This window comes from Thauera sp. 28 (assembly GCF_000310145.2).
Lineage (GTDB): Bacteria > Pseudomonadota > Gammaproteobacteria > Burkholderiales > Rhodocyclaceae > Thauera > Thauera mechernichensis.
Genome location: NZ_AMXA01000031.1, coordinates 19,754 through 45,997 on the forward strand (window position 1 = coordinate 19,754; position 26,244 = coordinate 45,997).

A 26,244-nucleotide genomic window follows, 5' to 3' on the forward strand; every position below is an offset into this window, starting at 1 on the left:
GTCATGCCGCGTCGTCGTGAAGTACCCAAGCGCGAGGTTCTGCCGGATCCGAAGTTCGGAAACCAGGATGTCTCGAAGTTCATCAACGTGATCATGCAGTCGGGCAAGAAGTCCGTTGCTGAGCGCATCGTCTATGGTGCGTTTGATCACATCACCTCCAAGTCAGGCAAGGATCCGCTCGAGGTGTTCTCGACCGCGGTTGCGAACGTGAAGCCGGTTGTCGAAGTCAAGAGCCGCCGCGTCGGTGGTGCCAACTACCAGGTGCCGGTCGAAGTGCGTCCGTCCCGTCGTATGGCGCTGTCGATGCGTTGGTTGCGCGAAGCTGCGCGCAAGCGTGCCGAGAAGTCGATGGCTCAGCGCCTCGCCGGTGAGCTGCTGGAGGCCGCCGAAGGTCGTGGTTCCGCCATGAAGAAGCGTGAAGAAGTTCACCGCATGGCCGAAGCCAACAAGGCGTTCTCGCACTACCGCTTCTGATCCTGGTTGGTGGCGGTAACTCGGGCCCTGTACAGGGCTCGATTGTTTTCTAACGCATGAAATCGTTCATCGCGTCACAGGCGCGCATAACAGAAGGCAGGTAAAACGTGGCCCGCAAGACTCCCATCGAGCGCTACCGCAATATCGGTATCTCCGCTCACATCGACGCCGGCAAGACGACTACGACCGAGCGTATCCTCTTCTACACCGGCGTGAGCCATAAGCTCGGTGAAGTGCATGATGGCGCAGCTACCACCGACTGGATGGTGCAGGAGCAAGAGCGTGGCATCACCATCACCTCCGCGGCGGTGACCTGCTTCTGGAAGGGTATGGATAACTCCTATCCCGAGCACCGCTTCAACATCATCGATACGCCGGGACACGTGGACTTCACCATTGAAGTCGAGCGCTCGATGCGCGTTCTGGACGGTGCGTGCATGGTGTACTGCGCCGTTGGTGGCGTGCAGCCGCAGTCCGAGACCGTGTGGCGCCAGGCGACCAAGTACAAGGTGCCGCGTCTGGCCTTCGTGAACAAGATGGACCGTTCGGGTGCCAACTTCTTCAAGGTCGTCGACCAGATGAAGACCCGTCTCAAGGCCAATCCGGTTCCGGTGGTGGTGCCGATCGGCGCCGAGGATTCCTTCAAGGGCGTGGTCGATCTGCTCAAGATGAAGGCGATCATCTGGGACGAGGCCTCCCAGGGTATGAAGTTCGATTACCAGGAGATCCCGGCTGACGTCGTGGCGACTGCGGAAGAGTGGCGCGCCAACATGGTCGAGGCTGCTGCTGAAGCGAACGAAGACCTGATGAACAAGTACCTCGAGGAAGGCGAGCTTTCCGAAGAGGAGGTCATTGCGGGTCTGCGTGCGCGCACCCTGGCCTGCGAGATCCAGCCGATGCTGTGCGGCACCGCGTTCAAGAACAAGGGTGTCCAGCGCATGCTTGACGCGGTCATCCAGTACCTGCCGTCGCCGATCGACATTCCGCCGGTTGCTGGCGTGGATGACGACGAGAAGGAAGTGGTGCGCTACGCCAAGGACGACGAGAAGTTCTCGGCGCTGGCGTTCAAGCTGATGACCGACCCGTTCGTAGGCCAGCTCACCTTCATTCGCGTCTACTCGGGCGTGCTGGAGTCGGGTTCGACGGTGCTGAACTCGGTCAAGGGCAAGAAGGAGCGCATCGGCCGCATCCTGCAGATGCACGCCAATGATCGTGAAGAGATCAAGGAAGTGCTCGCGGGCGACATCGCCGCTGTGGTCGGCCTCAAGGACGTCACGACCGGCGAAACCCTGTGCGACCTCTCGGCGCCGGTCATCCTCGAGCGCATGGTGTTCCCGGATCCGGTGATCCACGTTGCGGTCGAGCCCAAGACCAAGAGCGACCAGGAAAAGATGGGTCTGGCTCTCGGTCGACTGGCTGCCGAGGATCCGTCCTTCCGCGTCCGTACCGACGAAGAGTCGGGTCAGACCATCATCTCGGGCATGGGCGAGCTGCACCTCGAGATCATCGTCGACCGCATGCGCCGCGAGTTCAACGTCGAGGCGAACGTCGGTGCGCCGCAGGTTGCCTACCGCGAGACCATCCGCAAGGCTGCGATGGACGTCGAAGGCAAGTTCGTCAAGCAGTCCGGCGGTCGTGGTCAGTACGGTCACGTCGTCATCAACCTTGAACCGGCCGAGCAGGGCAAGGGCTACGAGTTCGTCGATGCGGTCAAGGGTGGCGTCGTTCCGCGTGAGTACATCCCGGCGGTCGACAAGGGTATCCAGGACACCCTCAACAGTGGCGTGCTGGCGGGCTTCCCGGTCGTTGATGTCAAGGTGACGCTGCACTTCGGTTCCTACCACGACGTCGACTCGAACGAAAACGCGTTCAAGATGGCCGGCTCGATGGCGTTCAAGGATGCGATGCGCAAGGCCAGTCCCGTGCTGCTCGAGCCGATGATGGCTGTGGTGGTCGAGACGCCGGAAGACTACATGGGCAACGTCATGGGTGACCTGTCGGGTCGCCGCGGTATCGTCCAGGGTATGGATGACATCCCGGGTGGCATGAAGGAAATCAAGGCCGAGGTGCCGCTGGCCGAGATGTTCGGTTACGCTACCCAGCTGCGCTCGCTGACCCAGGGTCGCGCGACCTACTCGATGGAGTTCAAGCACTACGCTGAAGCACCGAAGAGTGTGGCCGAGGCCGTCATCAGCAGCCGCAAGTAATTCCAGCAATTCAGAATTTCAGTAACTTCAACATAAGGACCCGCGAACATGGCGAAGGGTAAGTTCGAACGCACCAAGCCGCACGTGAACGTTGGCACGATTGGCCACGTTGACCATGGCAAGACCACGCTGACCGCTGCGATCACCACGATTCTGTCGAAGAAGTTCGGTGGTGAGGCGAAGGCCTATGACCAGATCGACGCGGCGCCCGAAGAAAAGGCGCGCGGCATCACCATCAACACCGCGCACGTCGAGTACGAAACCGCTGCTCGCCACTACGCGCACGTTGACTGCCCGGGCCACGCCGACTACGTCAAGAACATGATTACCGGTGCTGCCCAGATGGACGGCGCGATCCTGGTGTGCTCGGCCGCTGACGGCCCGATGCCGCAGACGCGCGAGCACATCCTGCTGGCCCGTCAGGTTGGCGTGCCGTACATCATCGTCTTCCTGAACAAGTGCGACATGGTCGACGACGAAGAGCTGCTCGAGCTGGTCGAGATGGAAGTGCGCGAGCTGCTGTCGAAGTACGACTTCCCGGGCGACGACATTCCCATCGTCAAGGGTTCGGCGCTGAAGGCGCTCGAAGGCGACCAGTCGCCGATCGGCGAGCCGGCAATCCTGGCGCTGGCCGATGCGCTGGACTCGTACATCCCGACGCCCGAGCGCGCCATCGACAAGCCCTTCCTGCTGCCGATCGAAGACGTGTTCTCGATCTCGGGTCGTGGCACCGTGGTGACCGGTCGTGTCGAGCGTGGCATCGTCAAGGTTGGCGAGGAAATCGAGATCGTCGGCATCAAGGCCACGGTCAAGACCACCTGCACCGGCGTTGAAATGTTCCGCAAGCTGCTCGACCAGGGTCAGGCCGGCGACAACGTTGGCGTGCTGCTGCGCGGCACCAAGCGTGAAGACGTCGAGCGTGGCCAGGTGCTGTGCAAGCCGGGTTCGATCAAGCCGCACACGCACTTCACGGGCGAAGTGTATGTGCTGTCGAAGGAAGAGGGTGGTCGTCACACCCCGTTCTTCAACAACTACCGTCCGCAGTTCTACTTCCGTACCACGGACGTGACCGGTTCGATCGAGCTGCCCGAGGGCACCGAGATGGTCATGCCGGGCGACAACGTGTCGATCACCGTCAAGCTGATCGCCCCGATCGCCATGGAAGAAGGTCTGCGCTTCGCCATCCGTGAAGGCGGTCGTACCGTCGGCGCCGGCGTGGTTGCCAAGATCATCGAGTAATTTGCTCGATCCGGGGAGGGGCCTGCAGCCTCTCCCCTTGCTCTTTTCGCTCTTTCAGCTCTTTAGGAACAACATCATGCAAAACCAGAAGATCCGCATCCGCCTCAAGGCTTTCGATTACCGTCTGATTGACCAGTCGGCGCTCGAGATCGTCGATACCGCCAAGCGCACCGGTGCGGTTGTTCGTGGTCCGGTTCCGCTGCCGACCCGCATCGAGCGCTTTGACCTGCTGCGCTCGCCGCACGTCAACAAGGCATCGCGCGACCAGATGGAAATTCGTACCCACCAGCGCCTGATGGACATCATCGATCCGACCGACAAGACCGTCGATGCGCTGATGAAGCTGGACCTCCCCGCGGGTGTGGATGTCGAGATCAAGCTCCAGTAAGCGTAATCCGCTTGCGGAAGTTTGGAACGGGCCGGTATAATCCGGCCTTTGTGCCTTTTGGCGCAATAATTTGACCCCCGGTCAATCGCAACCGGGATTCAGGAGAAAAAAATGAGTCTAGGCCTTGTTGGACGCAAGGTCGGCATGACTCGCATCTTTGCCGAGGATGGTCGTACCATCCCGGTTACGGTGCTTGACGTGTCGGATAATCGTGTGTCCCAGATCAAGACGATTGAGACCGATGGCTATGCCGCGGTCCAGGTCGCATACGGCAAGCGTCGCGCGAGCCGCATCACCAAGCCGGTCGCGGGGCATCTCGCGAAGGCGGGCGTCGAGCCCTGCCGCGGCATCAAGGAGTTTCGTGTCGAGGCCAAACAGGCTGGTGGCATGAATGCCGGTGATGCAATCGGTGCGGATCTCTTCCAGGTCGGGCAGAAGGTCGATGTGACCGGCGTGACGATCGGTAAGGGTTTCTCTGGCCCGATCAAGCGTCACAACTTCTCGTCGAACCGTGCGTCGCACGGTAACTCGATCTCGCACAACTCCCCGGGTTCGATCGGTATGGCTCAGGATCCGGGTCGCGTTTTCCCGGGTAAGCGCATGGCTGGTCAGTACGGCAACGTGCAGCGCACCACCCAGGGTCTCGAGATCGTCCGTGTTGATGTCGAGCGCCAGCTCCTTCTCGTGAAGGGTGCGGTGCCGGGTGCCAAGGGTGGCGACGTTGTCGTCCGTCCGGCGGTCAAGGCCTGAGGAGCGCGCAATGGAATTGAAGCTATTGAATGAGCAGGGCCAGGCAGCATCGACGCTCGAGGCGTCGGATGTGCTGTTCGGTCGTGACTACAACGAAGCCCTGGTGCACCAGGTCGTCACCGCCTATCTGGCGAATGCGCGCTCGGGTAACCGCAAGCAGAAGGGCCGTTCGGAGATCGCCAAGTCGACCCGCAAGCCTTTCCGCCAGAAGGGTACGGGCAATGCGCGTGCCGGTATGGCCTCGAGCCCGCTGTGGCGCGGGGGCGGCAAGATCTTCCCGAATTCGCCTGACGAGAACTTCAGTCAGAAGGTCAACCGCAAGATGTACCGCGCTGGCGTTGCTGCGATCCTGTCGCAGCTGGCGCGCGAGGATCGCCTTGCCGTGGTCGAGAGCTTCAGCGTCGAGGCGCCGAAGACGCGACTGCTGTCGCAGAAGCTCAAGGGTATGGGCCTGGATTCCGTCCTGGTCATTACCGACGAAATGGACGAGAACCTGTTCCTCTCTTCGCGCAACCTCCACCAGGTGCTGGTGCTCGAGGTGAGCGAGGCGGATCCGGTGTCGCTCGTGCGTTTCCCGAAGGTGCTGGTCACCAAGGGCGCGCTGGCGAAGATGGAGGAAGCGTGGCAATGAGCGCGATCAGTCAGGAACGTCTGCTGCAGGTGCTGCTCGCCCCGCAGATCTCCGAGAAGGCGACTTTTGTCGCCGACAAGAACGAGCAGGTGGTGTTCAAGGTCGCTTCCGATGCAACCAAGCCCGAAGTGAAGGCGGCTGTCGAGTCGCTCTTCAAGGTCGAGGTGAAGTCGGTGCAGATCCTGAACGTGAAGGGCAAGGCCAAGCGCTTTGGCAAGACCATGGGTCGCCGCAAGGACTGGAAGAAGGCCTTCGTGTGCCTGAAGCCCGGTCAGGAAATCAACTTCGCGGCGGGGGAGTGATAGATCATGGCAATCGTTAAACTCAAGCCTACGTCTGCAGGCCGTCGTGCCCAGGTCAAGGTGGTGAACCCCGACCTGTACAAGGGTCGCCCGGTCGCAGCGCTGGTCGAGAAGCAGAGCAAGAATGCTGGTCGTAACAACAACGGCCGCATCACCGTGCGTCACCAGGGTGGCGGTCACAAGCAGCACTATCGCCTGGTCGATTTCCGTCGCAACAAGGATGGTATCCCGGCGAAGGTCGAGCGCATCGAGTACGACCCGAACCGCTCGGCGCACATTGCGCTGCTTTGCTACGCCGATGGCGAGCGTCGCTACATCATCGCGCCGCGTGGCGTCGAGGTTGGTCAGCAGCTCGTGAGCGGGTCCGAGGCCCCGATCAAGCCCGGTAATGCGCTGCCGATCCGCAACATTCCGGTGGGTTCGACCATTCACTGCATCGAGATGGTTCCTGGCAAGGGCGCACAACTTGCGCGTGCGGCGGGTACCTCGGTTCAGTTGCTGGCCCGCGAAGGCACCTACGCGCAGCTTCGTCTGCGCTCGGGTGAAATTCGTCGAGTGCACGTCGAGTGCCGTGCGACGATCGGTGAGGTCGGCAACGGCGAGCACGGTCTGCGCAAGATCGGCAAGGCTGGTGCGAACCGCTGGCGCGGTATCCGCCCGACCGTTCGTGGTGTGGCGATGAACCCGGTGGATCACCCGCACGGTGGTGGCGAAGGCCGTACCGGCGAAGCGCGCGAGCCGGTGAGCCCGTGGGGTACGCCGAGCAAGGGTTATCGGACGCGTTCGAACAAGCGCACCGACAACATGATCGTGCAGCGTCGTCACAAGCGTTAAGGGGTAAAAGATGGCACGTTCTATCAAGAAAGGCCCGTTCATCGACGCGCACCTGCTCAAGAAGGTCGACGCGGCTCGGACGAGCAACGACAAGCGCCCGATCAAGACCTGGTCGCGCCGTTCCACGGTGCTGCCGGACTTCATCGGTCTGACGATCGCGGTGCACAACGGCAAGCAGCATATTCCGGTGTTCGTGACCGAGAACATGGTTGGTCACAAGCTGGGCGAATTCGCGCTGACGCGTACCTTCAAGGGTCACGCTGCCAGCAAGAAGGCCAAGCGATAAGGGGACGACATGGAAACCAAAGCAATTCTCCGTGGCGTTCGCCTGTCGGCTCAGAAGGGCCGCCTGGTTGCCGACCTGGTCCGCGGCATGCCCGTCGGCCGTGCGCTCGACACGCTCGCCTTCTCGCCCAAGAAGGGCGCGAAGATCATCCGCAAGGTGCTCGAGTCGGCAATTGCCAACGCTGAGCACAACGACGGTGCCGATATCGACGCGCTGAAGGTCAAGACCATTCACGTGGAAGAGGGCATGACGCTCAAGCGCTTCACCGCGCGTGCGAAGGGTCGCGGCAACCGCATCCTGAAGCCCACCTGCCACGTCTACCTGACCGTTGGCGAGTAAGGAGTAAACATGGGTCAGAAAATCCATCCCACTGGCTTCCGTCTCGCCGTCACGCGTGACTGGGGCTCGCGCTGGTTCGCCAACAGCAAGGACTTCTCGGGCATGCTGCACGAGGACTTGAAAGTTCGTGATTACCTGAAGAAGCGTCTCGCGCACGCTTCGGTTGGTCGCGTGACGATCGAGCGTCCGGCCAAGAATGCACGAATCACCCTGTTCAGCGCCCGTCCTGGTGTCGTCATCGGCAAGAAGGGCGAGGATATCGAGGCGCTCAAGCGTGATCTGCAGAAGATCATGGGTGTGCCGGTTCACGTCAACATCGAGGAAGTGCGCAAGCCGGAACTCGATGCCAAGCTCGTGGCCGACTCGATTGCTCAGCAGCTCGAGAAGCGCATCATGTTCCGCCGCGCCATGAAGCGTGCGATGCAGAACGCCATGCGCCTCGGCGCCCAGGGTATCAAGATCATGAGCTCGGGCCGTCTGAATGGTGCGGAAATCGCTCGTACCGAGTGGTACCGTGAAGGTCGTGTGCCGCTGCACACGCTGCGCGCCAACATCGACTACGGTGTTTCGGAAGCGAAGACCACCTACGGCATCATTGGCATCAAGGTCTGGGTGTTCAAGGGCGAGATGCTTGGCCGTAACGAACAGCCCGTGGCTGCAGAGCCCGAAGCCGACAACCGCCGTGGCCGTCGTGGCGCTCCCCGTGACGGCGAGCGTCCGGGTCGCCGCCCCGCCCGTCGTGGCGAAGGCCGGCAAGAAGATAGCAGGAGTGAATGATGCTGCAGCCGACTAGAAGGAAGTATCGGAAGGAGCAGAAAGGCCGTAACACTGGCGTCGCCACGCGTGGCGCCAAGGTGTCGTTCGGCGAGTACGGGCTCAAGGCGGTCGGTCGCGGTCGTCTGACGGCGCGCCAGATCGAGTCGGCACGTCGTGCCATGACGCGTCACATCAAGCGCGGTGGCCGCATCTGGATCCGCATTTTCCCGGACAAGCCGATCTCCAAGAAGCCCGCCGAAGTGCGGATGGGTAACGGCAAGGGTAACCCGGAGTACTGGGTTGCCGAGATCCAGCCGGGCAAGGTGCTCTATGAAATGGATGGCGTGGCCGAAGAGCTCGCTCGTGAAGCTTTCCGGCTTGCCGCCGCCAAGCTGCCGATCGAGACCGTGTTCGTGACCCGTCAGATTGGGGGTTGAACATGAAGGCCAATGAACTCCGCGCCAAGAGCGCTGAAGAGTTGAACAAGGAATTGCTCGAGCTGCTGAAGGCACAGTTCTCGCTGCGCATGCAGCATGCCACCCAGCAACTTGGCAACACGAGTCAGATCGGGAAGGTGCGTCGCGACATCGCGCGTGTCCGTACCATCCTGCGCGAAAAGGCGGGTCAGCAATGAGCGAACAAGTCGAGAAGGTTCGCCGCGCGCTGGTTGGGCGTGTGGTTAGCGACAAGATGCAGAAGACCGTGACGGTCCTCGTCGAACGTCGGGTGAAGCACCCGCTGTACGGCAAGATCATCACCCGTTCGGCGAAGTACCATGCCCACGTGGAAGATGGTATCGCCGCCGAAGGCGATCTGGTCGAGATCGAGGAATGCCGTCCGATCTCGCGCACCAAGACCTGGCGCGTTGCCAAGGTGCTCGAGAAGGCACGCATCATCTGAACTGAGTAACAAGCAAGGTGCAGAAAAACAGCTTGGCGCGACAGCGCCAGGCTGTTATACTTTTGCCTCTTTGCTCCGGGGCTCGCTCGGGGCATCCTACCCTGACGGGTTCCAAGACTGTCCGCACATGCGGGATAAGTTGGAGATACTTTCATGATTCAAATGCAGTCCAAGCTGGACGTCGCCGATAACTCCGGTGCGCGCTCGGTGATGTGCATCAAGGTCCTGGGTGGTTCGAAGCGCCGCTACGCTGGCGTGGGCGACATCATCAAGGTCACCGTGAAGGATGCTGCGCCGCGTGGTCGTGCCAAGAAGGGCGATGTCTATAACGCGGTTGTCGTGCGTACCGCCAAGGGCGTCCGTCGTCCCGATGGTTCGCTGATCAAGTTCGATGGCAACGCGGCCGTGCTTCTGAACAACAAGCTGGAGCCGATCGGCACCCGTATCTTCGGGCCGGTTACTCGTGAGCTGCGTACCGAGCGCTTCATGAAGATCGTCTCGCTCGCGCCCGAAGTGCTCTGAGGAGTCCTTAGATGAACAAGATCCGCAAGGGTGACGAAGTTTTGGTACTGACGGGCAAGGATCGCGGCCGTCGCGGTACCGTGCTGCGCCGCGTCGATGACGAGCGCGTCGTGGTCGAGGGTGTGAATCGGGTGAAGAAGCATGTGCGCCCGAATCCGCTCAAGGGTGAGGTGGGTGGCATTGTCGAAAAGGAAATGCCGATCCACGTGTCGAATGTCGCGCTGTTCAATCCCGCCACCCAGAAGGGTGATCGCGTCGGGATCAAGACGCTTGAAGATGGCCGCAAGGTTCGTTTCTTCAAGTCGAACGGCGAGCTGGTGAACGCCTAAGGAGTGACGATGGCTCGCTTGCAACAGGTTTACAAGGACGAAGTCGCGCCGGCGCTCAAGCAGCAGTTCGGCTACAAGTCCGTGATGGAGATCCCGCGTATCACCAAGATCACCCTGAACATGGGTGTCGGTGAGGCGGTGGGTGACAAGAAGATCCTCGAGAATGCGCTCGGCGACATGACCAAGATTGCCGGTCAGAAGCCGGTGTCGACCAAGGCTCGCAAGTCGATTGCGGGTTTCAAGATCCGTGACGGCTATCCGATCGGTTGCATGGTCACCCTGCGTGGTCCGCGCATGTTCGAGTTTCTCGATCGTCTGATCACTATCGCGCTGCCGCGCGTGCGTGACTTCCGCGGTATCGCAGCGAAGGGTTTTGACGGTCGTGGCAACTACAACCTCGGTGTCAAGGAACAGATCATTTTCCCTGAAATCGAGTACGACAAGATCGATGCGCTGCGCGGGATGAACATCAGCATCACGACGACGGCGAAGACCGACGGGGAGGCGCGCGCGCTCCTCGCTGCGTTCAAGTTCCCGTTCAAGAATTGAGGGTCATATGGCGAAACTCGCTCTGATCAATCGCGAAGTGAAGCGCGCCAAGCTGGTGGAGAAGTTCGCCGCCAAGCGTGCCGCCCTGGTCGCAAAGGTCAAGGACAGCAGCCTGTCCGAAGAAGAACGCATGGCTGCACGCCTGGCCCTGCAGCAACTGCCCCGCAACGCCAACCCGACTCGCCAGCGTAATCGTTGCGCGCTCACCGGGCGTCCGCGTGGTGTTTTCCGCAAGTTCGGTCTGTGCCGCAACAAGCTGCGCGAGATCGCTTTCCGCGGCGAAGTCCCTGGCATGACCAAGGCGAGCTGGTAAGGAGAATTCGAAGATGAGTATGTCCGATCCCATCGCCGACATGCTGACGCGCATCCGCAATGGCCAGCAGGCACAGAAGGCATCGGTGTCGATGCCCTCGTCGAAGCTGAAGGTTGCGATCGCGAAGGTGTTGCAGGATGAAGGTTACATCGACGGCTTCGCCGTCCGCGACGATGCCGGCAAGGCGTCGCTTGACGTTACGCTGAAGTATTACGCCGGTCGTCCGGTCATCGAGCGCCTTGAGCGCGTGAGCCGCCCCGGCCTGCGTATCTACAAGGGCAGCGACGATCTGCCGCGCGTTATGAACGGCCTTGGCGTGGCCATCGTGTCCACCCCGCGTGGTGTGATGACCGACCGTTCGGCGCGTGCAAACCGCGTTGGCGGCGAAGTCATCTGCCTGGTGGCATAAGGAGGAAGCGATGTCTCGTGTAGCCAAGAATCCGGTGGCGATTCCTCAGGGTGTCGAAGTGACGATCTCCGCTGGTGAGGTCGCCGTCAAGGGGCCGCTCGGTACGCTGCGTCAGGCGCTGACCAGCGCCGTCTCGGTCGAGCGCGAAGGTGATGCAGTCGTGTGCAAGGCGCGCGACGGTGTTGCCAACGCCCGTGCGCTTTCGGGTACGACCCGTGCGCTCATCAATAACATGGTGAGCGGTGTCAGCAAGGGTTTCGAGCGCAAGCTCAACCTGGTTGGCGTCGGCTATCGCGCTCAGGCTCAGGGCGACAAGCTCAACCTGTCGCTCGGCTTCTCGCATCCGGTCGTGCATCAGATGCCGGAAGGCGTGAAGGTCGAGACCCCGACCCAGACGGAAATCGTGATCAAGGGTATCGACAAGCAGAAAGTCGGCCAGGTCGCTGCCGAGGTGCGTGCCTACCGCTCCCCCGAGCCCTATAAGGGCAAGGGCGTCCGTTATTCGGACGAGGTGGTGGTGCTCAAGGAAACCAAGAAGAAGTAAGGCGGTTCGTCATGAACAAGAAAGAAACTCGTCTTCGCCGTGCGCGCAAAACTCGCGCCAAGATTGCGGAGCTCAAGGCGGTTCGCCTGACGGTGTTCCGGTCCAACTGCCACATGTACGCCCAGGTCATCGACGGTTCCGGCTCCCGCGTGATTGCGGCCGCCTCGACAGTCGAAGCCGATGTGCGCGCCCAGGTCGCGAACGGCGGCAACAAGGCTGCCGCCGAGCTCGTCGGCAAGCTGATTGCCGAGCGCGCCAAGGCTGCCGGCATCGAGCAGGTCTCGTTTGACCGCTCGGGCTTCCTGTATCACGGCCGCGTCAAGGCGCTGGCCGAGGCTGCCCGCGAAGGCGGCCTCAAGTTCTAAGCGAGGATTCGAATGGCTAAGCAGCAAACCAAACGTGCGCAAGCCTCCGACGAGCGCGATGACGGCCTGAAGGAGAAAATGGTCGCGATCAATCGCGTGACCAAGGTCGTCAAGGGCGGCCGGATCCTCGGCTTCGCCGCGCTGACCGTGGTCGGCGACGGTGACGGTGCGATCGGCATGGGCAAGGGCAAGTCGCGCGAAGTGCCGGTGGCAGTTCAGAAGGCGATGGACGAAGCGCGTCGCAAGATGCGCAAGGTCTCGCTCAAGAACGGCACCCTGCAGCACACTGTTGTCGGCAAGCATGGCGCCGCCTCGGTGCTGATGCAGCCGGCTCCGGCCGGTACCGGCATCATCGCCGGTGGCCCGATGCGCGCAGTGTTCGAAGTGATGGGCGTGACCGATGTGATTTGCAAGTGCATCGGTTCTGCCAATCCCTACAACGTCGTTCGTGCCACGATCAACGGCCTGATGGCGATCAACACCCCGGCGGAGATTGCTGCCAAGCGCGGCAAGTCCGTCGAAGAAATTCTGGGGTAAGCGATGTCGGACAAGAAAATCAAGGTGACGCTCGTCAAGAGCGTGATCGGCACCAAGCAGTCGCACCGCGCCACCGTGCGCGGGCTCGGTCTGCGTCGACTCAACCATACGGTCGAGCTGGCGGATACCCCCGAGGTTCGCGGCATGGTCAACAAGGTGTCCTACCTGGTCAAGTGTGAGGGTTGATATGCGCCTGAATACCATCAAGCCGGGCGAAGGCTCGAAGAAGGCTGCGCGCCGTGTCGGTCGCGGCATGGGTAGCGGCCTCGGCAAGACCTGCGGTCGCGGCCACAAGGGGCAGAAGTCCCGTGCCGGCGGCTTCCACAAGGTCGGCTTCGAGGGCGGTCAGATGCCCTTGCAGCGTCGTCTGCCGAAGCGCGGTTTCGTTTCGCTGACGCGTGCGCGCAATGTCGAGGTGCGTCTGTCCGAACTGGACAAGCTGCCCATCGATGAAGTCGATCTGCTGACGCTCAAGCAGGCGGGCGTGATCGCGGCTGACGCACTGTCGGCGAAGGTCGTGCTTTCCGGCGCCATCAACCGCAAGGTTGTGCTGCGCGGTGTCGGTGCTACCCAGGGTGCCAAGGCGGCGATCGAAGCCGCTGGTGGTTCCGTGGCGGCCGAGTAAACAGGGAAAACGATTGTGGCGAATACTGCTGCCACGCTCGGAAAGCCGGGGCGGTTCGGCGACCTGAAGCGGCGCCTGCTGTTTCTGCTGGGCGCGCTGATCGTCTACCGCATCGGCGCGCACATTCCTGTCCCGGGTATCGATCCCGAGCGTCTGGCTGAGTTGTTCCAGTCGCAGGCGGGCGGCATCCTCGGGGTGTTCAACCTGTTCTCCGGCGGCGCGCTGTCGCGTTTCACCATCTTCGCGCTGGGCATCATGCCCTACATTTCCGCGTCGATCATCATGCAGTTGATGACGGTGGCGGTACCGTATCTCGAGGCGTTGAAGAAGGAAGGCGAGGCTGGGCGACGCAAGATCACGCAGTACACCCGCTACGGCACGCTCGTCCTTGCTTTTGCTCAGGCGCTCGGTATTTCGATTGCGCTCGAGGGGCAGCCGGGCCTGGTGCTGGATCCGGGGCTGATGTTCCGTTTCGTTACCGTGGCGACGCTGGTGACTGGCACGATGTTCCTGATGTGGATGGGTGAGCAGATCACCGAGCGCGGTATCGGAAACGGTATTTCGTTGATCATCTTCGCGGGGATCGTGGCTGGATTGCCGAGTGCGATCGGTGGGCTGTTCGAGCTGGTTCGTACTGGCGCGATGCATCCCTTCACGGCGCTCTTCATCTGCGTGCTGGTTGTGCTGGTGACCGGGTTCGTGGTGTTCGTGGAGCGGGGGCAGCGCAAGATTCTGGTGAACTACGCCAAGCGGCAGGTCGGCAACAAGGTGTATGGCGGGCAAAGCTCCCACCTGCCCCTGAAGCTGAACATGTCGGGTGTGATTCCGCCGATTTTTGCGTCGAGCATCATCCTGTTCCCGGCGACCTTGGGTCAGTGGTTTGGCTCGTCTGAGGGTATGTACTGGTTGCGGGATATCGCATCCACACTGTCTCCAGGACAGCCGATCTACGTGATGCTGTACGCGCTGGCAATCGTGTTCTTCTGTTTCTTCTACACCGCGCTCGTGTTCAACGCGCGTGAGACGGCGGACAACCTGAAGAAGAGTGGTGCGTTCGTGCCTGGCATTCGTCCGGGTGACCAGACGGCGCGCTACATTGACAAGATTCTCATGCGGCTGACGTTGGCCGGGGCGGTGTATATCACCCTGGTCTGCCTGCTGCCGGAGTTCCTGATCCTGAAGTGGAACGTTCCGTTCTATTTCGGCGGCACCTCGCTGCTGATCATCGTGGTGGTCACGATGGACTTCATGGCCCAGGTACAGGCGTTTGCGATGTCGCACCAGTACGAGAGTCTGCTGAAGAAGGCGAATTTCAAGGGGGCGGGCTTCCCGGGCAGGTAGAACCATGGCGAAGGAAGATGTCATTGAGATGCAAGGTGAGGTTACTGAGAACCTCCCGAATGCAACATTCCGCGTCAGGCTCGAGAACGGTCACATGGTGCTTGGGCACATCTCCGGAAAGATGCGGATGCACTACATCCGCATCCTCCCTGGGGATAAGGTGACCGTCCAGCTCACCCCCTACGACCTGACCAAGGGCCGGATCGTGTTCCGGACCAAGTGAAGATAAGAGAAACAGGAGCAAGACCATGAGAGTCCAGGCATCGGTAAAGCGGCTCTGCCGCAACTGCAAGATCATCCGCCGCAAGGGTGTGGTTCGCGTCATTTGTAGCGATCCGCGGCACAAGCAACGCCAGGGTTGATTAGATCAACTTAAGGCTTTAGAATTTAACGTTTTTCGCTTTGGGGTATACGGATGGCCCGTATTGCTGGGGTAAACATTCCCAATCACAAGCATGCCGAGATCGCGCTGACCGCCATCTATGGGATCGGCCGTTCGCGTGCTCAGAAGGTTTGCGACGCTGCCGGTATCCAGCGTTCGGTCAAGGTCAAGGACCTGACTGAATCGGATATGGAGAAGCTGCGTGACGAAGTCGCTCGGTTCGTTGTCGAGGGTGACCTGCGTCGTGAAGTGACGATGAACATCAAGCGACTGATGGACCTGGGCTGCTATCGCGGCGTGCGTCATCGTCGCGGCCTGCCGATGCGTGGTCAGCGTACCCGCACGAACGCCCGCACCCGCAAGGGCCCGCGCAAGGCGATCGCCGGCAAGAAGTAATAGGAACCGATAATGGCTAAGACTGGAACGAAGGTTCGTAAGAAGGTCAAGAAGAACGTCGCGGAAGGTATCGCGCACGTTCACGCGAGCTTCAACAATACGATCATCACCATCACCGACCGTCAGGGCAACGCGCTGTCGTGGGCGACCTCGGGTGGCGCTGGCTTCAAGGGTTCGCGCAAGAGTACCCCGTTCGCTGCCCAGGTGGCTGCAGAAGCAGCTGGCAAGGTGGCACAGGAGTGCGGTATCAAGAACCTCGAGGTTCGCATCAAGGGCCCGGGCCCGGGTCGCGAGTCTTCGGTTCGTGCGCTCAACGCGCTGGGGATCAAGATTTCCAGCATCACGGACATCACCCCCATTCCGCACAACGGCTGCCGTCCGCCGAAGAAGCGTCGTATCTGACAAGGAGTTGATAAGTGGCTCGTAATCTCGATCCCAAGTGCCGTCAGTGCCGTCGCGAAGGCGAAAAGCTGTTTCTGAAGGGCGAAAAGTGTTTTACCGACAAGTGCGCGATTGAGCGCCGTGCCTACGCGCCTGGCCAACACGGTCAGCGCTCGGGGCAGCGTCTGTCGGGTTACGGTGTGCAACTGCGCGAGAAGCAGAAGATCCGTCGTCTGTACGGTGTGCTCGAGCGTCAGTTCCGCCGTGTGTATTCCGAAGCTGACCGTCGTCGTGGCCAGACCGGCGAGAACCTGCTTCAGTTGCTCGAAGGTCGTCTGGATTCGGTGGCCTACCGCATGGGTTTTGGCGCTTCGCGTGCCGAGGCTCGTCAGGTTGTGCGCCACAACGGCGTTCTGGTCAATGGCAAGCGCGTCAACATCCCGTCGTATGTCGTTCGTCCGGGCGATGTCGTGGAGCTGACCGAGCGCGCCCGTGGGCACCTGCGTGTCAAGGCTGCGCTCGAAGCGGCTGAGTCGCGCGGGTTCCCGGAGTGGCTGGAAGTCGACGCCAAGGCTGGCAAGGGTACGTTCAAGGCCTATCCGGTGCGCAGCGAACTGCCGGCAACGATCAACGAAGGCCTGGTTGTGGAACTGTACTCCCGTTGATCGGGAGTCTGAGCCTCTTCTAGTTCCGAGGGAATGCTGATGCAAAGCAATGCACTGCTGAAACCGCGCATCATCGACGTCCAGAGCACCTCGCCTGTCCAGGCGCGGGTGACTATGGAGCCGTTCGAGCGCGGGTTCGGTCACACGCTGGGGAATGCGCTGCGGCGCATCCTCCTGTCGTCGCTGCCGGGCCATGCGGCCACGGAAGTGACGATCGAAGGTGTGCTCCATGAGTACTCGACGCTTGACGGCGTGCGCGAGGACATCGTCGACCTGCTGCTCAACCTCAAGGGCGTGGTGTTCAAACTGAATGGCCGTGCCGATGTAACCGTGCGGCTGGCGAAGTCCGGCGAGGGCGTTGTCACCGCGGCCGACATCGAGCTCGGTCACGACGTCGAGATCATCAATCCGGATCACGTGATCGCCCACCTTGCTCCGGGCGGAAAGCTCGACATGCAGATCAAGGTCGAGCAGGGCCGTGGCTATGTGCCGGGTAATGCACGTCCGCAGAGCGCCGAGAGCAAGAGCATCGGGCACATCGTGCTTGACGCTTCGTTCGGGCCGGTGCGTCGCGTCAGCTATCTCGTCGAGAGCGCTCGCGTCGAGCAGCGTACCGATCTGGACCGGCTGATCATCGATATCGAGACCAATGGTGCGGTCGACCCCGAAGAGGCCATCCGCTACGCCGCGCGCGTGCTGATGGACCAGCTCTCGGTGTTTGCCGACCTCGAGGGTACTCAGCCCGAGCGCGAGGTGGCGCCGTCGGTGACCATTGATCCGGTGCTCATGCGCCCGGTCGATGATCTGGAATTGACGGTGCGTTCGGCGAACTGCCTGAAGGCCGAGAACATCTACTACATCGGTGACCTGATCCAGCGCACCGAGACCGAGCTGCTCAAGACCCCGAACCTGGGTCGCAAGTCGCTCAACGAGATCAAGGAAGTACTGGCCTCCCGCGGGCTTACCCTTGGCATGAAACTGGAAAACTGGCCGCCGGCCGGGCTTGAAAAGCTCGGTTGAGACGCCGGGCAAGTGAGGAATTGAAATGCGTCACCGTAATGGTCTTCGCAAGCTGAATCGTACCAGCAGCCACCGCCAGGCGATGTTCCGCAACATGGCCAACTCGCTGCTGCAACACGAAGTCATCAAGACGACCCTGCCGAAGGCGAAGGAACTTCGCCGTGTGGTCGAGCCGATGATCACCCTGGGCAAGAAGCCCAGTCTCGCCAACCGCCGTCTGGCTTTCGACCGCCTGCGCGACCGTGACATGGTCGTCAAGCTGTTCGACGAGCTGGGTCCGCGCTACGCCGCCCGCAACGGTGGTTACCTGCGCATCCTGAAGTGCGGTTTCCGTGACGGCGACAATGCACCGATGGCTTACGTCGAGCTGCTGGATCGCCCCGACGTGGAAGCGGTCGAGGTCGAGGGCGCCGAGGCGGCTTGAGCCGTCGCGAGCAACCGAGTAAAAAACCGGGCAGCGCCCGGTTTTTTTTCGTGATCAGCAATCACGACTGTAACAACGGGCTTTGCTGAAGGGGCGAGCGTATGGGCGTGACATTGGTGACGGGTGGGGCGGGTTACATTGGGTCCCATACCTGCGTGGAATTGCTCGCGGCCGGGCGTGACGTGGTCGTGATCGATGATCTCTCGAACTCTTCGCCCGAAGCGTTGCGGCGTATCGAGGAGCTTGGCGGGCGCCCCTTGGCTGGGTTTGTCGAAGCAGACGTGCGCGATCGCCGCGCGTTGGAGGGCATTTTTGCCGCACACGAGGTGGAGGCGGTTATCCACTTTGCGGCGCGGAAGGCGGTCGGAGAGTCGGTAGCACAGCCGCTCGCCTACTATGACAACAATCTTCAGGGCTTGCTGAGTGTGCTGCAGGCGATGGATGCCGCGGACTGCCGGAGGATGGTGTTCAGTTCTTCAGCGACGGTGTATGGCGATCCCGCAAGCGTGCCTATCCGCGAGGATTTTCCCACTACGGCGACCAATCCTTACGGCTGGACGAAGCTGATGGGAGAGCAGATCCTGCGCGATCTGGCGAATGCAGATGGACGCTGGAACGTGGTTCTGCTGCGCTACTTCAATCCAGTAGGGGCCCACTCGAGCGGGAGAATCGGCGAAGACCCGGAGGGCTTGCCGAACAACCTGATGCCTTTTGTAAGTCAGGTAGCGGTGGGCCGACTCGAACGCCTGCGGGTGTTCGGTGACGACTATCCGACGCCTGACGGTACCGGCGTGCGCGACTACATTCACGTTGTCGACCTCGCGCTCGGGCACCTGCGGGCACTCGAGCGTATCGACACGCTGGCCGGTGTCACGACGCTCAATCTCGGCACTGGGCGCGGCTACAGCGTACTCGAGATGGTGCGCGCGTTCGAGCTTGCGTGCGGTCGGCCGGTGCCATACGACGTCGTGGCGCGTCGGCCGGGTGACATCGCCGCATGCTGGGCCGATCCAGCGCGAGCCCAGGCGATGCTGGGCTGGAAGGCCGAGCGGGGGTTGGCGGCGATGTGCGAGGATGCGTGGCGCTGGCAGCGCATGAACCCGCTGGGGTATCGAGGCTGAGTCAGGCGGATCTGGGCGTCGCGAGCAGGCGTGCGAGGTAACGCCCGGTGTGGCTCGAGGGGTGGGCTGCAACTGCTTCCGGCGGGCCTGCGCAGACAACGGTGCCGCCCCCTCCGCCGCCTTCCGGGCCCATGTCGATCAGCCAATCGGCAGTCTTGATGACATCGAGATTGTGTTCGATGACGACAACCGTATTGCCATGGTCGCGCAGACGGTGCAGGACCGTGAGCAGCATCTCGATGTCCTGGAAATGCAGGCCGGTGGTGGGTTCGTCGAGGATGTACAGGGTGCGGCCGGTGTCGCGCTTCGAGAGTTCTAGGGCGAGCTTGACACGTTGCGCTTCGCCGCCCGACAAGGTGGTAGCGCTCTGGCCCAGACGGATGTAGCCGAGGCCGACATCCTTCAGGGTCTCGAGCTTGCGCGCGACGGCGGGCACGGCAGCGAAGAAATCGAAGGCCTGTTCCACCGTCATGTCGAGCACTTCGTAGATCGTTCGCCCCTTGTAGCGGATCTCCAGGGTCTCGCGGTTGTATCGCTTACCGTGACAGACGTCGCAAGGCACGTACATGTCGGGCAGGAAGTGCATCTCGACCTTGATCATGCCGTCGCCCTGGCAAGCCTCGCAGCGGCCTCCACGCACGTTGAAGGAGAACCTCCCAGGTCCGTAGCCACGCGCGCGGGCCTCGGGCACGCCCGCGAACAGCTCGCGTATCGGTGTCAGCAGGCCGGTGTAGGTGGCCGGGTTCGACCGCGGTGTGCGACCAATTGGTGACTGGTCGACATTGATGATCTTGTCCAGGGCGTCCAGCCCTTGGATGCTCCGGTGGGGAGCGGCCTCGACGCTGGCACCATTGAGGTGGCGCGCTGCTGCGGCGGCCAGGGTGTCGTTGATCAAGGTCGACTTGCCCGATCCGGACACGCCTGTGATGCAGGTGAACAGGCCGATCGGTAGCGCTGCATCGACCTGCTTGAGGTTGTTACCGGTCGCGCCGAGGATGTGCAGCATGCGCTCCGGGTCGATCTGCCGGCGGGTGTGCGGCACCGCGATGCTGCGGCGGCCGGCGAGATAGTCGCCGGTGATGGAGGCTGGGTCGTCGATGACTTGCTGGGGTGTGCCGCGGGCGACGATCTGACCGCCGTGCTCCCCTGCGCCCGGGCCCATGTCGATCAGGTAGTCGGCGCTGCGGATTGCGTCCTCGTCGTGCTCGACAACGATCACCGTATTGCCGAGATCGCGGAGTTGGCGCAGGGTGCCGAGCAGGCGGTCGTTGTCGCGCTGGTGCAGGCCGATCGAAGGCTCGTCGAGCACGTACATGACACCAGTCAAGCCTGAGCCGATCTGGCTGGCGAGGCGGATGCGCTGAGCTTCGCCGCCGGACAGGGTGTCTGCAGCGCGGTCGAGTGAAAGATAGTCGAGGCCGACGTTGATGAGAAAGCTGAGGCGGTCGGCGACCTCCTTGATGATGCGCTCGGCGACCTGGGCGCGCGCGCCGGTAAGCTGCAGCTGGGTGAAGAAGTGCTGGCACTCGGCGAGCGGCAGGCGAGCGATGTCGTGCAGCGCACGGCCACCGATCAGCACGTGGCGTGCCTCGCTGCGCAATCTGCTGCCCTCGCAGGCCGGGCAGACCCGGCTGGCACGATATTTCGTCAGTTCTTCTCGCACCGCCTGTGAGTCGGTCTCGCGCAGGCGGCGCTCGAGATTCGGGATAATGCCTTCGAACGGGTGCTCCTTGAGCACCATGCGGCCATTGTCGGCCATGTAGCGAAAGGCGATGCGGGTGCGTCCGGAGCCATGCAGGACGGTCTCACGTACTGTGTCGGGTAGATCGATGAACGGTGTCTCGATGTCGAAGCCGTAGTGTGCTGCGAGGCTGGCGAGCATCTGGAAGTAGAACTGGTTGCGCCGATCCCAGCCCCGGATCGCGCCTGCGGCGAGCGAAAGTTCGGGGTGTGCGACGACGCGTGCGGGGTCGAAGAACGCGATGGCGCCCAGTCCATCGCAGCGCGGGCACGCGCCTGCCGGGTTGTTGAACGAGAACAGGCGTGGTTCGAGCTCGGCGAGTGCGAAGCTGCACACCGGGCAGGCGAAGCGCGCCGAGAACAGGTGAGCGGTGCCGCTGTCCATTTCCACGGCGAGCGCACGTCCGTCGGCATGCTGGAGCGCGGTCTCGAAGGACTCGGCGATGCGGCCACGCTGGTCGGCGCGGACCTTCAGGCGGTCGATCACCACCTCGACGTCGTGGCGGCGGCTCTTGTCGAGCGCCGGCATCGCATCGAGTTCCATGACCTCGCCGTCGACCCGCACGCGCACGAAGCCCTGGGCACGCAGCTCGGCGAACAGGTCCTGTTGCTCGCCCTTGCGCCCGCTCACCACCGGGGCGAGGATCATCAGCCTTGTCTCGGGCGGCAGCGCCAGAACGTGGTCGACCATCTGTGCCACACTTTGGGCCTCGAGGGCGTGCTCGGGGTGCTCCGGGCAATGGGGCGTGCCGGCACGGGCGTAGAGCAGGCGCAGGTAGTCGTGGATCTCGGTAACCGTACCCACCGTGGAGCGCGGGTTGTGGCTGGTGGCTTTCTGTTCGATCGAGATCGCGGGCGACAGGCCCTCAATGAGATCTACATCCGGTTTTTCCATGAGCTGCAGGAACTGGCGCGCGTAGGCCGACAGCGACTCGACGTAGCGGCGCTGGCCCTCGGCGTACAGCGTGTCGAAGGCGAGCGAGGATTTGCCGGATCCGGACAGGCCGGTGATGACCGTGAGCCGGTTTCGCGGCAGGTCGGCACTGATGTTCTTCAGGTTGTGCGTGCGCGCACCGCGGATGCGGATCTCGTCCATGGCAGATGCCTAGCGTGGGCCAGCCCGAAACTATACGAGAGAAGGGCGGCACCGGCCAGGCGGCCGGAGTGCTAAAATGCTCGGCTTTGACGACGCCGGTTTCCTCTGATGACCGTTCCTGCTCGCGATCCGATGACGCGCGACGAACGCCGCGCCGGCATGAGCCTGGCTGCGATCTTTGCGCTGCGCATGCTGGGGCTGTTCCTGATCCTGCCTGTGTTCGCAGTTCATGCCGCGACCATCCCGGGCGGCGACAACCTGACCCTGGTGGGGCTGGCGATAGGCGCCTACGGCCTCACCCAGGCCTGCCTGCAGATCGCCTACGGTGCCGCGTCCGATCGTTTCGGCCGCAAGCCGGTGATCGTGTTCGGACTCGTGCTGTTCGTGATCGGCAGCGTGGTCGCCGCGCTAGCAGACGACATCACGATGATCATCGCCGGCCGTATCCTGCAGGGGGCGGGCGCGATCTCGGCGGCAGTCACGGCGCTTGCTGCCGACCTCACCCGCGACCAGCACCGTACCAAGGTGATGGCCATGATCGGCTCGTCGATCGGGCTCGTGTTTGCGCTGTCCATGGTCGCTGCGCCGCTGTTGTATGCCGCGGTCGGCATGGATGGGATCTTCTGGCTGACCGCGGTGCTCGCCTTCGTCGCCATCGGCGTGGTGCTGTGGGTGGTGCCTGCGGCGCCGCCCGTGCCGCGCGCGACGGGGCGCCTGATCGACGTGCTCCGCGACGGCCAGCTCATGCGGCTCAACTTCGGCGTATTCGCGCTCCATCTCATTCAGACCACGATGTGGGTGATGGTGCCCTCGGCCCTGGTGGCGAGCGGCGGGCTGCCCATGCCCGAGCACTGGAAGGTCTATCTGCCAGCCGTGCTGTTGTCCTTCGTCGTGATGGTGCCAGCGGTGATCGTCGCCGAGCGCCATGACAAGCTTAAGCCCGTTTTCAATGCGGCGATCGTGCTGCTGGCGGTGGTCCAGCTGGGGCTGTGGCTGATTGGTGACGGTCTGATACCATTGGCATTGCTGCTGACGCTTTTCTTCATTGCGTTCAATGTGCTCGAGGCAACCCAGCCGTCGTGGATTTCGCGCATCGCAGCGCCCGGCGCAAAGGGCACAGCGCTGGGGGTGTATAACACCTTGCAGTCGATCGGCCTGTTCCTCGGCGGCGTGCTCGGCGGCTGGCTGGGCCAGGTCCATGGGCCGGGTGCGGTGAGCCTGTTCTGTGCCTTGCTCGCCCTTGCCTGGCTTGGTCTTGCGGCGTCCATGCGGCCGCCGCCGCTGCGCGCGCAGCCGGCAGCGGGCTGAAGCACCCGGGCCTGGCCTGGGGTCTGTCGTATTTCACGCGGGTGCAGCGCTTACATCGCCGCGCCCGGATGCACACTCAAAGGAGAACCGGATGGCATCCGTCAATAAAGTCATCCTGGTCGGCAACCTCGGTGCCGACCCGGAAAGCCGTTTCGCCCCGTCGGGCGACGCGATCTGCAATATCCGTCTCGCCACCACCGAGAACTGGCGCGACAAAGCCACCGGCGAGCGCCGTGAAGCGACCGAATGGCATCGGGTGTCCTTCTACGGCAAGCTGGCAGAGATCGCTGGCCAGTATCTGCGCAAGGGCAGCCAGGTGTACATCGAGGGCAGCCTGCGGACCCGCAAGTGGCAGGATCAGAGCGGCCAGGACCGCTACACCACCGAGATCCGCGCTGACGAGATGAAGATGCTGGGCGGCCGTCGCGAAGGTGGTGACGCACCGATGCGCGCAAGCGAGGGTGGCTGGGACGCGCCCGCGCCGGCCGCTGCCGCGCCGCGCGCACCCGCACAGCGCCCTCAGCCGGCAGCACAACCGCAGCAGCAGCCGGGCGGCTTTGGTGATTTCGACGACGACATCCCGTTCTGAAGCGGGAGGATGCGGATGCGCGCGCGTGATGTGCGTCCGCGACACTGCCGGAGCGCGAGGCTAGAGTCGGGTCGCCGATGCTGGCCTGCCGCGCGGCAGTGCGAGGAGGGAGTGCAATGTTGGACCTGATCAGTCACGCCGACGGCGTTCATGCGGTGGATTCCGGCTATGGCCGGCCGCAGCTTGCGGCCATCCATATCATCGTGCAGGACGGTCGCGCCGCGATCGTCGATACCGGCAGCAACGCCTCGGTGCCGCGCGTGCTCGGCGCGCTCGCCGCGCTCGGTATCGCGCCCGAAGCAGTGGATTGGGTGTTGTTGACCCACATCCATCTCGACCACGCCGGCGGTGCGGGCAGCCTGATGTGTGCGCTGCCGCACGCCAGGCTTGTCGTGCATCCGCGTGGCGTGCGCCACATGACTGATCCGAGCCGGTTGTGGGACGCCACCTGCGCCGTTTACGGGCCGGAGCGCGCGTTCGCGCTCTACGGACGCTTGGTGCCTGTCGCGGCCGAGCGCATCGTGCCGGCCACCGACGGTCTCGAACTCAAGCTGGGCGGTCGCTGCCTGCGCATCTTCGATACCCCGGGGCATGCGCGCCACCACGTCTGCATCTGGGACGACAGTGCGCGCGCCTTCTTCACGGGCGACACCTTTGGCCTGTCCTATCGCGAGCTTGATGTCGATGGCCGTGCCTTCATCATGCCGACGACGACGCCGACCCAGTTCGAGCCCGAGGCGATGCACGCCTCCATCGACCGCATGCTGGCGATGCAGCCGCAGGCCATGTACCTGACGCACTACAGCCGGATCACCGAAGTCGATCGCCTGGGCGCTGACCTCCACCGTCTGATCGACACCATGGTGGCGGTGGCGCAGGCTGCGCGCGGCGATGGCGTGGCCCGCCATGTCGAGATCCTTGCCGGCCTCGAGCAGATCATGCGCGAGGAGGCCGCACGCCAGAACTGGGCGCTCAACGAGGACGAGACGCTCGACCTGCTGCGCATGGACCTCGAGCTCAACGCCCAGGGTCTGGGCGTATGGCTCGACAGCCAGCGCGTCACCGCGGCCGAGACGGCCTGAGCGGGGCGCGATGCAAGGCGCAGGCGTCGATGTTGCCCGCCGCTTCGGCGGTATCGACCGGCTCTACGGCGATGGCGCAGTCGCCCGTCTGCAGGCCGCACATGCCTGCGTGATCGGTGTCGGCGGCGTTGGCTCGTGGGCGGCCGAGGCGCTGGCACGCAGTGGGGTGGGCCGACTCACCCTGATCGACCTCGACCACGTTGCCGAGTCGAACATCAACCGCCAGGTACATGCGCTCGAATCTACGCTCGGCATGGCCAAGGTCGGCGCGATGGCCGCGCGCATTGCGGGCATCAACCCGCTGTGCGCGGTCGAGCAGGTCGAGGACTTCCTGACGGCCGAGAACGCCGAGGACCTGCTGCAGTGCTTCGATGTCGTCATCGACGCCATCGACAACGTGCGCGCCAAGGTAGCGATCGCGGCCGTGTGCCGGCGCCGCCGAATCAGGCTGGTGATGGCGGGCGGGGCAGGGGGCAAGACCGATCCGGGCCGGCTGGTGGTCGATGATCTGGCGCGTACGGTGCAAGACCCTCTGCTGTCCAAGGTGCGCGCCCGCTTGCGCAAGGAACACGGTTTCAGCCGCGACCCGCGGCGCAAGTTCGGCATCGATGCGGTGTTCTCCACCGAGCCGGTGCGCTACCCCGAAGCGCGGGCCTGCTTGGGTACGGGCGCGGCTACCGCGCTCGCTCCGCAGGGGTTGGCCTGTGCCGGATATGGCTCGAGCATGGCAGTGACCGCCAGTGCGGGCCTGTTCTGCGCCGCACGCGCGCTCGATCATCTGCTGCAGGCGCGGGTAGCCTGCGCTACCCTTGGCGCAGCGGACCCAGACAACCCGGAGAGCTGTTCATGAATTCAAGTGTTGCGCGTGACACCGCCGTCGTCTTGTTCGGGCATGGTGCCCGTAATCCCGACTGGGCGGGGCCCATGCGCCGCATCCGTGAGGCGTTGCTGGCACGCCCCGATGCGCCGAGCGTGGAGCTTGCCTTCCTCGAGTTCATGACGCCGACGCTGCCGGAGGCGGTGGCCGCGCTGACTGCCGCGGGTGCGCGCAAGGTGGCGGTAGTGCCGATCTTCCTCGCCCAGGCGGGGCATCTCACGCGTGACCTGCCGATCCTGGTCGATGAGGTGCGCGCGGCCCACCCAGACTGCGAGATCGTGCTCGCCACCGCAGCGGGCGAGTCCGCCAGGGTGGTCGCTGCGATGGCGGACTACGCGGCTTCCTGTATCGACTGATTCCCCCGCACGCTTCAGCGTGCGCATGGCCTGCTGCAAGGCCATCGCATCAAGCGAGCGATCTTGCGGATGCAGCGGCATGATCGCCTTCACGAGCTCGCGGCTGGCGCCGCTCCTACGGCGGGTCTGCGGCGCTTGGGACCAAGGTAGGAGCGGCGCCAGCCGCG

General features: G+C 63.0%; 39 protein-coding genes. 38 read left to right on the forward strand and 1 reads right to left on the reverse strand.

Annotated features, from left to right (window positions below; all coding sequences use genetic code 11):
• Nucleotides 1–3: 3 nt before the first annotated feature.
• The 33 genes from rpsG to galE all read left to right on the forward strand — a co-directional run bounded on the left by rpsG (nucleotide 4) and on the right by galE (nucleotide 19,029).
• Nucleotides 4–474, forward strand: a complete 471-nt coding sequence (gene rpsG, locus C662_RS16485; RefSeq protein ID WP_002931571.1) for a 30S ribosomal protein S7 — start codon at nucleotides 4–6, stop codon at nucleotides 472–474.
• Nucleotides 475–581: 107 nt separating this feature from the next.
• On the forward strand, nucleotides 582–2,681 hold the full coding sequence (gene fusA, locus C662_RS16490; RefSeq protein WP_002931574.1) for an elongation factor G: 2,100 nt from the start codon (nucleotides 582–584) through the stop codon (nucleotides 2,679–2,681).
• Nucleotides 2,682–2,729: 48 nt separating this feature from the next.
• Nucleotides 2,730–3,920 (forward strand): elongation factor Tu, encoded by a 1,191-nt coding sequence (gene tuf / locus C662_RS16495; protein ID WP_002931549.1) that lies wholly within the window; start codon nucleotides 2,730–2,732, stop codon nucleotides 3,918–3,920.
• A gap of 76 nt (nucleotides 3,921–3,996) precedes the next feature.
• Entirely contained in the window at nucleotides 3,997–4,308 is a 312-nt protein-coding gene (gene rpsJ / locus C662_RS16500) for a 30S ribosomal protein S10 (RefSeq protein WP_002931577.1), read from the forward strand.
• Nucleotides 4,309–4,419: 111 nt separating this feature from the next.
• Nucleotides 4,420–5,058: a 50S ribosomal protein L3 gene (gene rplC / locus C662_RS16505; RefSeq protein WP_002931578.1), complete on the forward strand. Its 639-nt coding sequence runs from the start codon at nucleotides 4,420–4,422 to the stop codon at nucleotides 5,056–5,058.
• 10 nt (nucleotides 5,059–5,068) lie between these two features.
• A complete protein-coding gene (rplD, locus tag C662_RS16510; protein ID WP_002931579.1) occupies nucleotides 5,069–5,689 on the forward strand; it encodes a 50S ribosomal protein L4 in 621 nt (206 codons plus the stop codon).
• Nucleotides 5,686–5,991, forward strand: a complete 306-nt coding sequence (gene rplW / locus C662_RS16515; protein ID WP_002931584.1) for a 50S ribosomal protein L23 — start codon at nucleotides 5,686–5,688, stop codon at nucleotides 5,989–5,991. The genes rplD and rplW overlap by 4 nt, the downstream gene beginning before the upstream one ends.
• A 6-nt stretch (nucleotides 5,992–5,997) precedes the next feature.
• Nucleotides 5,998–6,825 carry a 50S ribosomal protein L2 gene (gene rplB / locus C662_RS16520; RefSeq protein WP_002931586.1) on the forward strand — a complete coding sequence of 276 codons (828 nt, stop codon included), beginning with the start codon at nucleotides 5,998–6,000 and terminating at the stop codon, nucleotides 6,823–6,825.
• 10 nt (nucleotides 6,826–6,835) lie between these two features.
• Nucleotides 6,836–7,111 (forward strand): 30S ribosomal protein S19, encoded by a 276-nt coding sequence (gene rpsS / locus C662_RS16525; protein ID WP_002931587.1) that lies wholly within the window; start codon nucleotides 6,836–6,838, stop codon nucleotides 7,109–7,111.
• A 9-nt stretch (nucleotides 7,112–7,120) separates the two neighbouring features.
• Nucleotides 7,121–7,450: a 50S ribosomal protein L22 gene (gene rplV / locus C662_RS16530; RefSeq protein ID WP_002931589.1), complete on the forward strand. Its 330-nt coding sequence runs from the start codon at nucleotides 7,121–7,123 to the stop codon at nucleotides 7,448–7,450.
• Between the two features lie 9 nt (nucleotides 7,451–7,459).
• Nucleotides 7,460–8,227: a 30S ribosomal protein S3 gene (gene rpsC / locus C662_RS16535; protein ID WP_002931590.1), complete on the forward strand. Its 768-nt coding sequence runs from the start codon at nucleotides 7,460–7,462 to the stop codon at nucleotides 8,225–8,227.
• On the forward strand, nucleotides 8,227–8,643 hold the full coding sequence (gene rplP, locus C662_RS16540; protein WP_002931592.1) for a 50S ribosomal protein L16: 417 nt from the start codon (nucleotides 8,227–8,229) through the stop codon (nucleotides 8,641–8,643). The genes rpsC and rplP overlap by 1 nt, the downstream gene beginning before the upstream one ends.
• A 2-nt stretch (nucleotides 8,644–8,645) precedes the next feature.
• Nucleotides 8,646–8,840, forward strand: a complete 195-nt coding sequence (gene rpmC, locus C662_RS16545; RefSeq protein ID WP_002931593.1) for a 50S ribosomal protein L29 — start codon at nucleotides 8,646–8,648, stop codon at nucleotides 8,838–8,840.
• On the forward strand, nucleotides 8,837–9,106 hold the full coding sequence (gene rpsQ, locus C662_RS16550; protein ID WP_002931595.1) for a 30S ribosomal protein S17: 270 nt from the start codon (nucleotides 8,837–8,839) through the stop codon (nucleotides 9,104–9,106). Before rpmC ends, rpsQ begins: the two co-directional genes overlap by 4 nt.
• 153 nt (nucleotides 9,107–9,259) lie before the next feature.
• Entirely contained in the window at nucleotides 9,260–9,628 is a 369-nt protein-coding gene (rplN, locus tag C662_RS16555) for a 50S ribosomal protein L14 (RefSeq protein ID WP_002931596.1), read from the forward strand.
• A gap of 11 nt (nucleotides 9,629–9,639) precedes the next feature.
• Nucleotides 9,640–9,957 carry a 50S ribosomal protein L24 gene (rplX, locus tag C662_RS16560; RefSeq protein ID WP_002931597.1) on the forward strand — a complete coding sequence of 106 codons (318 nt, stop codon included), beginning with the start codon at nucleotides 9,640–9,642 and terminating at the stop codon, nucleotides 9,955–9,957.
• A gap of 9 nt (nucleotides 9,958–9,966) precedes the next feature.
• A complete protein-coding gene (gene rplE / locus C662_RS16565) occupies nucleotides 9,967–10,506 on the forward strand; it encodes a 50S ribosomal protein L5 (protein WP_002931598.1) in 540 nt (179 codons plus the stop codon).
• Between the two features lie 7 nt (nucleotides 10,507–10,513).
• Entirely contained in the window at nucleotides 10,514–10,819 is a 306-nt protein-coding gene (gene rpsN / locus C662_RS16570) for a 30S ribosomal protein S14 (RefSeq protein WP_002931601.1), read from the forward strand.
• Nucleotides 10,820–10,832: 13 nt separating this feature from the next.
• Complete coding sequence (rpsH, locus tag C662_RS16575) at nucleotides 10,833–11,228, forward strand: 30S ribosomal protein S8 (protein ID WP_002931603.1); 396 nt, start codon at nucleotides 10,833–10,835, stop codon at nucleotides 11,226–11,228.
• A gap of 10 nt (nucleotides 11,229–11,238) precedes the next feature.
• On the forward strand, nucleotides 11,239–11,772 hold the full coding sequence (gene rplF, locus C662_RS16580) for a 50S ribosomal protein L6 (RefSeq protein WP_002931604.1): 534 nt from the start codon (nucleotides 11,239–11,241) through the stop codon (nucleotides 11,770–11,772).
• 11 nt (nucleotides 11,773–11,783) lie between these two features.
• Nucleotides 11,784–12,137 (forward strand): 50S ribosomal protein L18, encoded by a 354-nt coding sequence (gene rplR / locus C662_RS16585; protein ID WP_002931606.1) that lies wholly within the window; start codon nucleotides 11,784–11,786, stop codon nucleotides 12,135–12,137.
• Nucleotides 12,138–12,149: 12 nt separating this feature from the next.
• The gene (gene rpsE, locus C662_RS16590; RefSeq protein ID WP_002931609.1) at nucleotides 12,150–12,674 is read left to right on the forward strand and encodes a 30S ribosomal protein S5; all 525 of its coding nucleotides are present in this window, start codon (nucleotides 12,150–12,152) and stop codon (nucleotides 12,672–12,674) included.
• Nucleotides 12,675–12,677: 3 nt separating this feature from the next.
• Nucleotides 12,678–12,860, forward strand: a complete 183-nt coding sequence (gene rpmD, locus C662_RS16595) for a 50S ribosomal protein L30 (RefSeq protein WP_002931611.1) — start codon at nucleotides 12,678–12,680, stop codon at nucleotides 12,858–12,860.
• A 1-nt stretch (nucleotide 12,861) separates the two neighbouring features.
• Nucleotides 12,862–13,299 (forward strand): 50S ribosomal protein L15, encoded by a 438-nt coding sequence (gene rplO / locus C662_RS16600; RefSeq protein ID WP_002931612.1) that lies wholly within the window; start codon nucleotides 12,862–12,864, stop codon nucleotides 13,297–13,299.
• 15 nt (nucleotides 13,300–13,314) lie between these two features.
• Nucleotides 13,315–14,640, forward strand: a complete 1,326-nt coding sequence (gene secY, locus C662_RS16605) for a preprotein translocase subunit SecY (protein WP_002931614.1) — start codon at nucleotides 13,315–13,317, stop codon at nucleotides 14,638–14,640.
• A 4-nt stretch (nucleotides 14,641–14,644) separates the two neighbouring features.
• The gene (infA, locus tag C662_RS16610; protein WP_002931617.1) at nucleotides 14,645–14,863 is read left to right on the forward strand and encodes a translation initiation factor IF-1; all 219 of its coding nucleotides are present in this window, start codon (nucleotides 14,645–14,647) and stop codon (nucleotides 14,861–14,863) included.
• Nucleotides 14,864–14,888: 25 nt separating this feature from the next.
• Nucleotides 14,889–15,002 (forward strand): 50S ribosomal protein L36, encoded by a 114-nt coding sequence (gene rpmJ, locus C662_RS20095; RefSeq protein WP_002931619.1) that lies wholly within the window; start codon nucleotides 14,889–14,891, stop codon nucleotides 15,000–15,002.
• Nucleotides 15,003–15,055: 53 nt separating this feature from the next.
• Nucleotides 15,056–15,418, forward strand: coding sequence for a 30S ribosomal protein S13 (rpsM, locus tag C662_RS16615; protein ID WP_002931620.1), 363 nt, complete (start codon nucleotides 15,056–15,058; stop codon nucleotides 15,416–15,418).
• A 12-nt stretch (nucleotides 15,419–15,430) separates the two neighbouring features.
• Nucleotides 15,431–15,820 carry a 30S ribosomal protein S11 gene (gene rpsK, locus C662_RS16620; RefSeq protein WP_002931621.1) on the forward strand — a complete coding sequence of 130 codons (390 nt, stop codon included), beginning with the start codon at nucleotides 15,431–15,433 and terminating at the stop codon, nucleotides 15,818–15,820.
• Between the two features lie 14 nt (nucleotides 15,821–15,834).
• The gene (gene rpsD, locus C662_RS16625) at nucleotides 15,835–16,464 is read left to right on the forward strand and encodes a 30S ribosomal protein S4 (protein ID WP_002931624.1); all 630 of its coding nucleotides are present in this window, start codon (nucleotides 15,835–15,837) and stop codon (nucleotides 16,462–16,464) included.
• A 39-nt stretch (nucleotides 16,465–16,503) separates the two neighbouring features.
• Nucleotides 16,504–17,484 (forward strand): DNA-directed RNA polymerase subunit alpha, encoded by a 981-nt coding sequence (locus tag C662_RS16630; protein WP_002931627.1) that lies wholly within the window; start codon nucleotides 16,504–16,506, stop codon nucleotides 17,482–17,484.
• Nucleotides 17,485–17,509: 25 nt separating this feature from the next.
• A complete protein-coding gene (gene rplQ / locus C662_RS16635; RefSeq protein WP_002931629.1) occupies nucleotides 17,510–17,908 on the forward strand; it encodes a 50S ribosomal protein L17 in 399 nt (132 codons plus the stop codon).
• A gap of 101 nt (nucleotides 17,909–18,009) precedes the next feature.
• Complete coding sequence (gene galE / locus C662_RS16640) at nucleotides 18,010–19,029, forward strand: UDP-glucose 4-epimerase GalE (RefSeq protein ID WP_002931631.1); 1,020 nt, start codon at nucleotides 18,010–18,012, stop codon at nucleotides 19,027–19,029.
• A gap of 1 nt (nucleotide 19,030) precedes the next feature.
• Here the strand turns inward: galE and uvrA are convergent, their stop codons facing one another.
• A complete protein-coding gene (gene uvrA / locus C662_RS16645) occupies nucleotides 19,031–21,865 on the reverse strand; it encodes an excinuclease ABC subunit UvrA (RefSeq protein ID WP_002931638.1) in 2,835 nt (944 codons plus the stop codon).
• A gap of 108 nt (nucleotides 21,866–21,973) precedes the next feature.
• Here uvrA and C662_RS16650 point away from each other — a divergent pair, with 108 nt between their 5' ends.
• From C662_RS16650 to C662_RS16670, 5 genes are all read left to right on the forward strand, one after another.
• The gene (locus tag C662_RS16650; protein ID WP_232431651.1) at nucleotides 21,974–23,173 is read left to right on the forward strand and encodes an MFS transporter; all 1,200 of its coding nucleotides are present in this window, start codon (nucleotides 21,974–21,976) and stop codon (nucleotides 23,171–23,173) included.
• Nucleotides 23,174–23,264: 91 nt separating this feature from the next.
• A complete protein-coding gene (gene ssb, locus C662_RS16655; protein ID WP_002931643.1) occupies nucleotides 23,265–23,762 on the forward strand; it encodes a single-stranded DNA-binding protein in 498 nt (165 codons plus the stop codon).
• Nucleotides 23,763–23,878: 116 nt separating this feature from the next.
• Nucleotides 23,879–24,844, forward strand: coding sequence for an MBL fold metallo-hydrolase (locus C662_RS16660; protein WP_002931646.1), 966 nt, complete (start codon nucleotides 23,879–23,881; stop codon nucleotides 24,842–24,844).
• A gap of 10 nt (nucleotides 24,845–24,854) precedes the next feature.
• Nucleotides 24,855–25,694, forward strand: a complete 840-nt coding sequence (locus C662_RS16665) for a tRNA threonylcarbamoyladenosine dehydratase (RefSeq protein ID WP_002931647.1) — start codon at nucleotides 24,855–24,857, stop codon at nucleotides 25,692–25,694.
• Nucleotides 25,691–26,077 (forward strand): sirohydrochlorin chelatase, encoded by a 387-nt coding sequence (locus C662_RS16670; RefSeq protein WP_002931648.1) that lies wholly within the window; start codon nucleotides 25,691–25,693, stop codon nucleotides 26,075–26,077. Before C662_RS16665 ends, C662_RS16670 begins: the two co-directional genes overlap by 4 nt.
• Nucleotides 26,078–26,244: the final 167 nt, after the last annotated feature.